The following is a 7,953-nucleotide window of genomic DNA, read 5'->3' on the forward strand; positions in this document are numbered from 1 at the left end:
CTCGGCGGAACGACGGCCCGCCGCGTCCGCAGCCGGCTCGGCAGCCTCTTCGGCACCGCGACCGCGACGTCGAAGGCACGCCTCGTACACCGCGTCGGCCTCCGCCACCGCCTCCGGCGAGCGCTCCAGCCGGCGCAGCGCCGCCGCGCGCCGCTCATCCCGGATCCGCTGCGCCACCTCGGGCGCAGTGAACGCGACCCACGCCGGATCGGCGTCCGGACCGCAGGCCCGCTCGCATGCCACCGCCAACATGGCGCGGGTATCCGTCTCGCAGTGACGGGTGAGCTCAGCGACTGCGGCCGCGTCCGACAGGTCGGCCCGCACGACGACGGCCAGGTCGACGGCCTCCTGCACCAGCATCTCGGTACGCCGCCGGTAGGAGCACCCCGGGCACAGGCCCGCGCAATCGGGCAACCCGCAGTCCGCACATGGCGCCTGCCTGCGGGCCAGCTCAGCCTCCTCCTCGATGGCACAGCGCCGCGCGATCGCCTGCTGACGCTCCTCAACCTCACGCCCCGCCTGGGCCCGGCGGACCTGCGCCCGCCGCTCCTCGAGGGCGGTCTCCTTGCGCAGGCGCCGTTCGACCTCGGCTCGGCGCGTGGCCGGGTCGCTGCGCGACCTCTTCCCGGACCTTCTTCTCCCGGGCCTCCAGCAGCCCCAGCACCGGCGGCATCAGCCACCTCCACGAGCGAGTACGAGCAGACGAACCGCCCCATCTCTCCCGCCTTCAACCGCCGTTCATGCCCGTCCAGCCCCAACCAAACGATCACGTTCGGAAAGCGGAAGCCTTCTCACTCAACGAACTGGGGGTCGTTGGTGCCAGAACGCTCGGCGGCCAATAGGGCAGGGAACAGCTCAACAGCCGCCGTTCCGGGCATCCGACTCGGCCTCGAGGAGTGGACATGTTGGTTACCGGCCTCGCACCGCCGGCCGCCAGCCCGGTCCTGATGGAATCGGCCTCCCTCTCGAGGCGGCTGCTGAGTAGATCCTCGGCTCTATTGACCGGGCAATTGACTAATTGTACGGTCTAATCGTGACCGTGCCACTCTACGTACAGATCAGGCGAGAGATCGAAGCGAAGATCCGGGCCGGGGACCTGCCCCCTGGCGCGCGGCTGCCGACCGAGAAGGACCTCTCCGCCCAGCACGGCGTCAGCCGTGCCACGGCCCAACGCGTCCTCAATGACCTGGCCGAGGCGGGACTGGCGATCCGCCGGCGGCGCCACGGAACGTTCGTCGCAGACGTGACGCGGCAGATCAATCTGCTCAACTTCGTCACCCCCGCCGCAGTCGCAAAGGGCGCACCGGGCAGACACGAAGTCGTTTCCGCGCGGATCGTCAGGGCCGCCGACGCCATCCTGGCCCTCCCCGGCGCCTCCGCCGACACAGCCGTAGTGGAACTGGTCCGCCGCAAGCTCGACGTACGCGAGGAGCCACAGTCGGTCGAGCGGCACGTCGTTCTCTTCGCAGTGGCCCCCGACCTGCTGAACGAGAACCTCGAAGACCTCGTCACCCTGCCGTATCTGCAGCGCAGAGGCGTAGCGATTGACGCGATCCGGCTCTACCTCGACCCGGTGATCCTCGGCGAGCGCGACGCCGCATTGCTGCACAGCGAGATCGGAACGCCCGCGCTGATGAGGCGCAGGGAGTTGCGTGCCGATGACGGAAGCGCCGTCGAGGTGGTCACGACCCTCGTCCGTCCGGGAACTGCCGAGTTTTTCCTGGAGCTTCCGGTCCCGCCATGTGAGCAGCGTGTCGCTGCCAGAAAGGAGATGCGCAGACAATGAAGGTCATCATCATCGGTGCCGGCGTGCTGGGCGTGAGCGTCGCGAGGCAGCTTGCCGTCGCCGGCGAGGACGTTCTCCTGCTCGATCAGTGGGGAGCCGGCACTGGTACGACAGCGACCACCTTCGCCTGGACCAACTCCAGCCGGAAGCCCGACGCGGACTACCACCGGCTGAACCTCGCGGGGATGGAGGAGCACGCCAGGCTCGCCGAGCAACTGCGCGGCGCGCCGTCGTACTTCCCCAGCGGGGCGTTGCAGTGGGCGGACGCCGCAAACGTGCAGTGGCTCGCCGGCAACGTGGAACGACTGCAGTTACTCGGCTACCCCGCTCACTGGGTCACGCCTGAGGAAGCAACGCGGATCGCAGGCGACCTCCGCATCCCGGCGACCATCACGTCCATCGCGCACTTCCCCAGCGAGGGATACGTTCTGCCGGACCTCTTTGTGAACAACCTACTGACGGATGCCGAGCAGCACGGCGCCACATGCGCGATCGGCGAGGTCGTGGCCATCGACGACAGGCCGGACCAAGTAGCCGTCACCCAGGCCAGCGGCGAGGTCTGTACAGGCGATCGAGTCGTCCTGGCGGCAGGCCGCTGGACACAACGGCTCGCCGCACGGGCCGGGATCGATATTCCCATGGTGACGGATGCCGGTCGCGGAGCGCCGACCGTCGGTCTGCTCGGATACGCCAGGTCCCCGCGACTCGACCTGCGCTGTGTGATCCACAGCCCCGGCCTCAACCTCCGCCCCGCGGCCGGCGGGCATACCGTCCTGCAGGCTCTCGACCTGAACGCCGACGTCGATCCGGCAGACCCTCCGACCGTGAACGGGGACCTGGCAAGAACACTCGCCCGGCGGTTCTCCGCACTGCTGACCGACCCGAGCCGGCCATCGAAGATCGACCTGCGCATCGGCTTGCGGTCACTGCCCGCAGACGGCCACACCGTCGCCGGCTACGCCTCCGCGCAGTCCCGCGTCTACTGCCTCGTCTCGCACAGCGGGGTCACCCTGGCGCCGATTCTGGGACGCCTGGTCGCGGCCGAACTCACAACCGATCAGGAGCAGGACCTCCTTGGGGCCTTCCGGCCCACACGATTCACCGGCGTACGGCGCTCGGAGATCGAGGTGGATCAACACGCCACCAGTCTGGGTGAGCAGTAGCCGACAGCCCTCAACCGCGATTCCCGTCACGGAAGGCCTGCCGCAACGGCCACACGGCATGCCGATGCACCGTCCTGATGATGATTCGCCCGCGCCGCACGGCAATGCCGCGCTCGCCGCCGCATCAACGGAGATCAACCGGGCCTGTCCTCTGCACCCGCATCCTCACCCCATTCGAAGAAGCCCTTGGCAGAGCGATGACTTTCCGCGCGCGGGGGCGTCTACAGGTGGCCCGACCAAGGCTGAGACCAGGAGACGAGACATGAGCACTGAGCAGACCACCGCGGCCAACGGCTTCTCCTACACGCTGACGCGAACGCTGGACGCCCCCGCGGCGAAGGTGTGGCGGGCCTGGACGACCGCCGAGGAGTACGCCCAGTGGGCTCACGCCGCTGCCGGCTCCGTCGAGATGGACGTACGGCCGGGCGGAGCGTGGAAAGCCACGATGGTCACACCCGACGGCGGACAGTTCCCGCTGACCGGCTCCTATCTCGAGGTCGCCGAGAACCGCCTCCTGGTGATCGGCATGGATGTACCCGGCAAGCCCGAGCCCGCAGCCATGACCATGGAACTCGACGAGCAGAACGGCCACTCCACACAGATCGTGCTCCGCCAGACCTGCGACACCGCCGAAGAACGTGACATGGCCGAGCAGGGCAGCACCATGCTCCTCGACAGCCTGAGCGCCTTCCTGGCCGAAAAGACGGGGGACTGACGCCCCTCGGAATTCACCAGCGGGCCGTGGACCACGAGGCAGACCGGCTGTGCAGACGGAACGGGGAACAGAGTGGAGACCCAAAGAGCCCCAACACGCCCACAGCGTTGCCGGTTCGCATCGACATTTTCGGGCCCCGTGATCGCCAAGTGGTGCCCAAAGCCGTCGACAAACGTTGACCGCTCCCCCTTGCAAAACCACTGGCAGCTGCTTCCGCGCCCCGGCTAGCGATTGACCGCTCGCATCCCCGCCTCGTCATACCGCTCACCCGCCGCCTCCGGCAGCTCCGCGTCGATGCGGGCCAGGTCGTCCCCGGTCAGCGCGATGTCGACCGCGGCGGCGTTCTGCTCCAGGTAGGTACGGCGCTTGGTACCCGGGATCGGCACCAGGTCCTCGCCCTGGGCCAGCACCCAGGCGATGGCCAGCTGGGCCGGGGTCACGTCCTTCTCGGCGGCGATCTCCTTCACCTTTGCCGCCAGCCGCACGTTCGCCTCCAGGTTGGCGTCCTTAAAGCGCGGGTTCTCGCGGCGCCAGTCGTTCGCGTCCAACTCGTCCGGCGAGGTGAACCGCCCGGCGAGGAAGCCGCGGCCCAGCGGCGAGTACGGCACGAAGCCGATACCCAGCTCCCGGCAGGCGGGCAGCACCTCGGCCTCCACGTCCCGCGACCACAGCGAATACTCGCTCTGCACCGCAGTGATCGGGTGCACGGCGTGGGCGCGCCGGATGGTCTCCGCGCTCGCCTCGCTCAGCCCGATGCACCGCACCTTGCCCTCGGCGACCAGCTCGCCCAGCGCGCCGACCGTCTCCTCGATGGGCACGTTCGGGTCAACCCGGTGCTGGTAGTACAGGTCGATGTGGTCGGTCCCCAGACGCTTCAGAGAGCCGTGGACCGAACTACGGACGTGCTCGGCCGAACCGTCCTGCGGGCCGACCGTGCTGATGTCGCCGGGTACGGCGTCATCCATCCGGTAGTTGAACTTCGTCGCGATCACATAGTCGTCGCGACGCCCCCGGATCGCCTCGCCGACGAGCGACTCGTTGGTGAGCGGCCCGTACACCTGCGCTGTGTCGAGGAAGTTCACCCCGAGGTCCAGGGCGCGCCGGATGGTCGCGATCCCCTCCTCCTGATCGGCGGATCCGTAGAAGGCGGACATGCCCATGCACCCGAGGCCGATGGCCGATACCTGGAGGTCCCGCAGACTGCGCTTCTGCATGCCGTGTCCCAGCCTTTCCTGCACACTCGTTCGTCGTTCCGGCGACACCAAGCCCCTCATCCATCCGGCGACGGATTCCGAGCCCGGCATCCCATGGGGCACACCGGACGGGGGGCCTCATGCGCCACCGTGTCCGCAACGCTACGACCTGGAGCGCACTCGAGCACAAGTCAGCCGTTCAGGCGGGCCGGCCGAACAGGTCGTTCTGCGTGACCACCGGCTTGTTGCGCAGCTTTGACACGGGCAACTTACGCACGGGTCCGTAGGGTCCTTGGCGGTCCGTGCCGAACGCAGTCGGCACGGACCCTCTGCACATCCCGGCTGTCTCAAGCGCCGGCTCTTTTCGCGCGGCCGATCAACGCGTCGTTCGCTGGCAAGCGCTCAGAAAAACCGAGCGGCGACAACAGCGACGCGCGTACGGAGCGGGGCAGATGACCGGCCAGCGCGCCCGGCGGCTGGAGAAGCTCGGCATGGTGTGGTCCCTTGCCGATGAGCGGTTCCAGGAGAACCTGGAGGCAGCCCGGACCTACTACGAGGACCACTGGACGCTGTGCGCACCCCGCACCGCGACCGCCCTGGACCGGCCGGTGGGGCAGTGGCTGTCCAACCTCAGCCGCCCCGGCGCCCTGGACGGTCACCCGGAGTGGGAGACGGCGCTCAAGGAGATCGACGAGCACTGGAACCCGGCGTGGCCGGTGGACTGGCAGCAGCACTACGCCGCCGTACGCGAACTACTACGCGAAGAGGACCAGGCGGAGGTCCTGCCAGGGGCCACGGTCCACGGGATGGATGTCGGACGGTGGCTTCCAGCGGAACCGTGAGCACACGGTCTGGCAGGGCCTGATGGACGGGCAGCGCGAACGCCTGGAGGTCCTCGGCATCACCTCCCTGCCCGCGCCCCCGGAGACGTCTGTGAAGGCCCGTAAGGGCGGCTCTGCGGCCTTCGAACGGGGCTTGGAGGCCCTGGCAGCAGTACAGGCGGCCGGCTCCCTAACAGTCCCCCGCGGCCACGTAGAGACGATCGTGGTCGACGGCGAAGAGCACGCCGTGAAGCTGGGGGTGTTCCTGTCCAACACCAAAACCCGCCGCGCCAAACTCACCCCCGAGCAGCGCGCCGCGCTCACCCAACTCGGACTCAACTGGGCAGCGGCGTAACGCTGTGGGCCGCTGCCGCTAGACCCGTACTTCGCGGGTGGGTGATTCGGTTGATGATGGGCCTGGGCCAGTGTCCGGTGCCGGGGGTCGGGCGTTGACTGGGTGTGTCGAGTACTTCCCGGTCCCCGCGGCCACGGACGGTGCGCCCCCGCATGGAGTGCGTGATCGAGTCCGTGGTGACCAAGCGTCTGGGCGCTCTGCCTGTCGCTGCCGAGTTTCTGCGCCGGCTGGATGTCGCGGGAGCCGTCGACGCGCTGTGTCCGGGGCGCGAGATCGCGCACCTGACGCATGGCCAGGTCATCGAGGTGCTCATCGCCAACCGGCTCAGCGCCCCGGCCCCGCTGGTGCGGGTTGGTGACTGGGCCCGCAGCTGGGCGGTGGAGGAGGTGTTCGGCATCGAGCCGCAGCTGCTCAACGACGACCGGCTGGCCCGCGCGCTGGATGCGATCGCCCCGCACCTGGAGGAGATCGCTGGGAGCGTCGGGGCCCGCGCGGTCACTGAGTTCGGCATCGACACCGCCCGGATGCACTGGGACATGACCAGCATGTCGGTGCACGGCGCCTACCTGGACGACGGTCAGGACACGGACTACCCGCAGGTCAAGTACGGGCATCCCAAGGACCGGCGGGTGGATTTGAAGCAGGTCCAGGCCGGGCTCGGGGTGAGCGCCGACGGCGGCATCCCCGTCCACGCCCGGGTCTTCTCCGGCGGCGCCGGGAAGGTGGCCCAGGTCGTCGACGCGATAAGGGCGCTGAAGGAGCTGGCCAGCCGGCGGCGGCTGCTGATGGTGGCCGACTCCAAGCTGTTCTCCTACCCCAACCTGTCGGTCCTGCTGGCCTCCGGGGCGGACTTCATCGCCCCGGTCCCGGCCGCCAAGGTCAAGGACGAGGTGTTCGCCGCGCTGGATGCTGGGCAGGCCGCCGCGGTCGGCTACCGCCCCGAGCGGGAGGCGGGCCTGCCGCAGGCCCGGCGCGGCACCTACCGGGTACTGGAGGATGTCATGGAGGTGGCCAGGCCGCGCAAACGCGATCCGGTGCTGTTGCTGCGGCGTGTGCTGGTCCACTCCTCCGGCACCGCCGCCGGGCAACGCCAGGCCAGGCAGAACCGCCTGGCCAAGGCAGCGGCCGAGCTGGAGAAGGTCCAGCGCGGCGCGGGCGGCCGCTACTACAACACGCCCGAGAAGATCGCCGCCCGCGTCGGGGTGATCACCCAGCGGCGGCGGGTGGCCTCCTGCCTGCGCACCTCCATCACCATCGACGATGCCGGCGCCCCGGTACTGTCCTGGCACTTCGACCAGGACCCCCTGGCCGTCGAGGCCGCCGCCGACGGCTGGTACGCGCTGGTGACCAGCCTCGATGCCGAGCAGACCGACGCCGCCCAGGTGCTGCTGGAGTACAAGGGACAGGGAGCGATCGAGCGCCGCTACGGCGACTTCAAGGGGCCGCTCGCGGTCACCCCGCTGTTCGTCCAGCACAACCGCCGCGTCGCTGCGCTCATCCAGGTGATCTGCCTCGCACTGCTGGTTTTCTGCCTGATCGAGCGGCAGGTGCGGCGCGCGCTGGGCGGCGACCAGAAGATACCGGGACTCTACCCGGATGCGCGGCGGGTGCGGCCGACCGCCCGGATGATCCTTTTCCACCTGGGCGAACTGTGGCTGCGGATCGGCACCGCCACCGACCCGCCCACCATCGTCATCACCCGCGGCGTCCAGGTCCATCTCCTCGACCTCCTGGAAGTCCAGGCAGACCGTCCACGCCGGCCGGAGACCTAAACCAGCTACCTGCTCAGTACGGGACTAGTACTCCAGCAGGATTTCGCTGTCTGACCTGGTCTTTTCGCCGGGTGGCGGGAGTGTAGCGGGACTTCGATCGTGCGGGGGCGGTCTCACGGAGATCGCCCCTCGATCGTGCGACCACGCC

At 69.1% G+C, this 7,953-nt stretch carries 7 protein-coding genes and 1 pseudogene; 6 read left to right on the top strand and 2 right to left on the bottom strand.

The genetic code is table 11. From position 1 onward, the window contains the following. Positions 1 to 354 (bottom strand): annotated as a pseudogene (locus tag ACTWQJ_RS41620) (hypothetical protein); the annotation flags it as partial. A 679-nt stretch (positions 355 to 1,033) separates the two neighbouring features. On the opposite strand from ACTWQJ_RS41620, the gene ACTWQJ_RS41625 reads away from it, so the two are divergent. From ACTWQJ_RS41625 to ACTWQJ_RS41635, 3 genes are all read left to right on the top strand, one after another. Beyond that, complete coding sequence (locus tag ACTWQJ_RS41625) at positions 1,034 to 1,786, top strand: GntR family transcriptional regulator (RefSeq protein ID WP_443311612.1); 753 nt, start codon at positions 1,034 to 1,036, stop codon at positions 1,784 to 1,786. After that, complete coding sequence (locus ACTWQJ_RS41630; protein ID WP_443311613.1) at positions 1,783 to 2,949, top strand: NAD(P)/FAD-dependent oxidoreductase; 1,167 nt, start codon at positions 1,783 to 1,785, stop codon at positions 2,947 to 2,949. The genes ACTWQJ_RS41625 and ACTWQJ_RS41630 overlap by 4 nt, the downstream gene beginning before the upstream one ends. A 262-nt stretch (positions 2,950 to 3,211) precedes the next feature. Next, the gene (locus ACTWQJ_RS41635; protein ID WP_443311614.1) at positions 3,212 to 3,664 is read left to right on the top strand and encodes an SRPBCC family protein; all 453 of its coding nucleotides are present in this window, start codon (positions 3,212 to 3,214) and stop codon (positions 3,662 to 3,664) included. A gap of 224 nt (positions 3,665 to 3,888) precedes the next feature. On the opposite strand, the gene ACTWQJ_RS41640 is transcribed toward ACTWQJ_RS41635, so the two are convergent. Further along, positions 3,889 to 4,878 carry an aldo/keto reductase gene (locus tag ACTWQJ_RS41640; RefSeq protein WP_443311616.1) on the bottom strand — a complete coding sequence of 330 codons (990 nt, stop codon included), beginning with the start codon at positions 4,876 to 4,878 and terminating at the stop codon, positions 3,889 to 3,891. A 431-nt stretch (positions 4,879 to 5,309) separates the two neighbouring features. On the opposite strand from ACTWQJ_RS41640, the gene ACTWQJ_RS41645 reads away from it, so the two are divergent. From ACTWQJ_RS41645 to ACTWQJ_RS41655, 3 genes are all read left to right on the top strand, one after another. After that, entirely contained in the window at positions 5,310 to 5,699 is a 390-nt protein-coding gene (locus ACTWQJ_RS41645; RefSeq protein WP_443311617.1) for a helicase associated domain-containing protein, read from the top strand. Next, entirely contained in the window at positions 5,668 to 6,033 is a 366-nt protein-coding gene (locus ACTWQJ_RS41650; protein WP_443311618.1) for a helicase associated domain-containing protein, read from the top strand. The genes ACTWQJ_RS41645 and ACTWQJ_RS41650 overlap by 32 nt, the downstream gene beginning before the upstream one ends. Positions 6,034 to 6,185: 152 nt before the next feature. Further along, the gene (locus ACTWQJ_RS41655) at positions 6,186 to 7,805 is read left to right on the top strand and encodes an IS1634 family transposase (protein WP_443311619.1); all 1,620 of its coding nucleotides are present in this window, start codon (positions 6,186 to 6,188) and stop codon (positions 7,803 to 7,805) included. Positions 7,806 to 7,953 lie beyond the last annotated feature (148 nt).

It is taken from the genome of Streptomyces sp. KR55 (assembly GCF_052245645.1).
In the GTDB taxonomy this organism is placed as follows: Bacteria; Actinomycetota; Actinomycetes; order Streptomycetales; family Streptomycetaceae; genus Streptomyces; species Streptomyces flavusporus.

Excerpts from the sequence above, each read along its gene's own strand:
- ACTWQJ_RS41630 (WP_443311613.1), top strand. The coding sequence starts at position 1,783 with ATGAAGGTCATCATCATCGGTGCCGGCGTGCTGGGCGTGAGCGTCGCG.
- ACTWQJ_RS41635 (WP_443311614.1), top strand. The coding sequence starts at position 3,212 with ATGAGCACTGAGCAGACCACCGCGGCCAACGGCTTCTCCTACACGCTG.
- ACTWQJ_RS41640 (WP_443311616.1), bottom strand. The coding sequence starts at position 4,878 with ATGCAGAAGCGCAGTCTGCGGGACCTCCAGGTATCGGCCATCGGCCTC.
- ACTWQJ_RS41645 (WP_443311617.1), top strand. The coding sequence starts at position 5,310 with ATGACCGGCCAGCGCGCCCGGCGGCTGGAGAAGCTCGGCATGGTGTGG.
- ACTWQJ_RS41650 (WP_443311618.1), top strand. The coding sequence starts at position 5,668 with ATGTCGGACGGTGGCTTCCAGCGGAACCGTGAGCACACGGTCTGGCAG.
- ACTWQJ_RS41655 (WP_443311619.1), top strand. The coding sequence starts at position 6,186 with ATGGAGTGCGTGATCGAGTCCGTGGTGACCAAGCGTCTGGGCGCTCTG.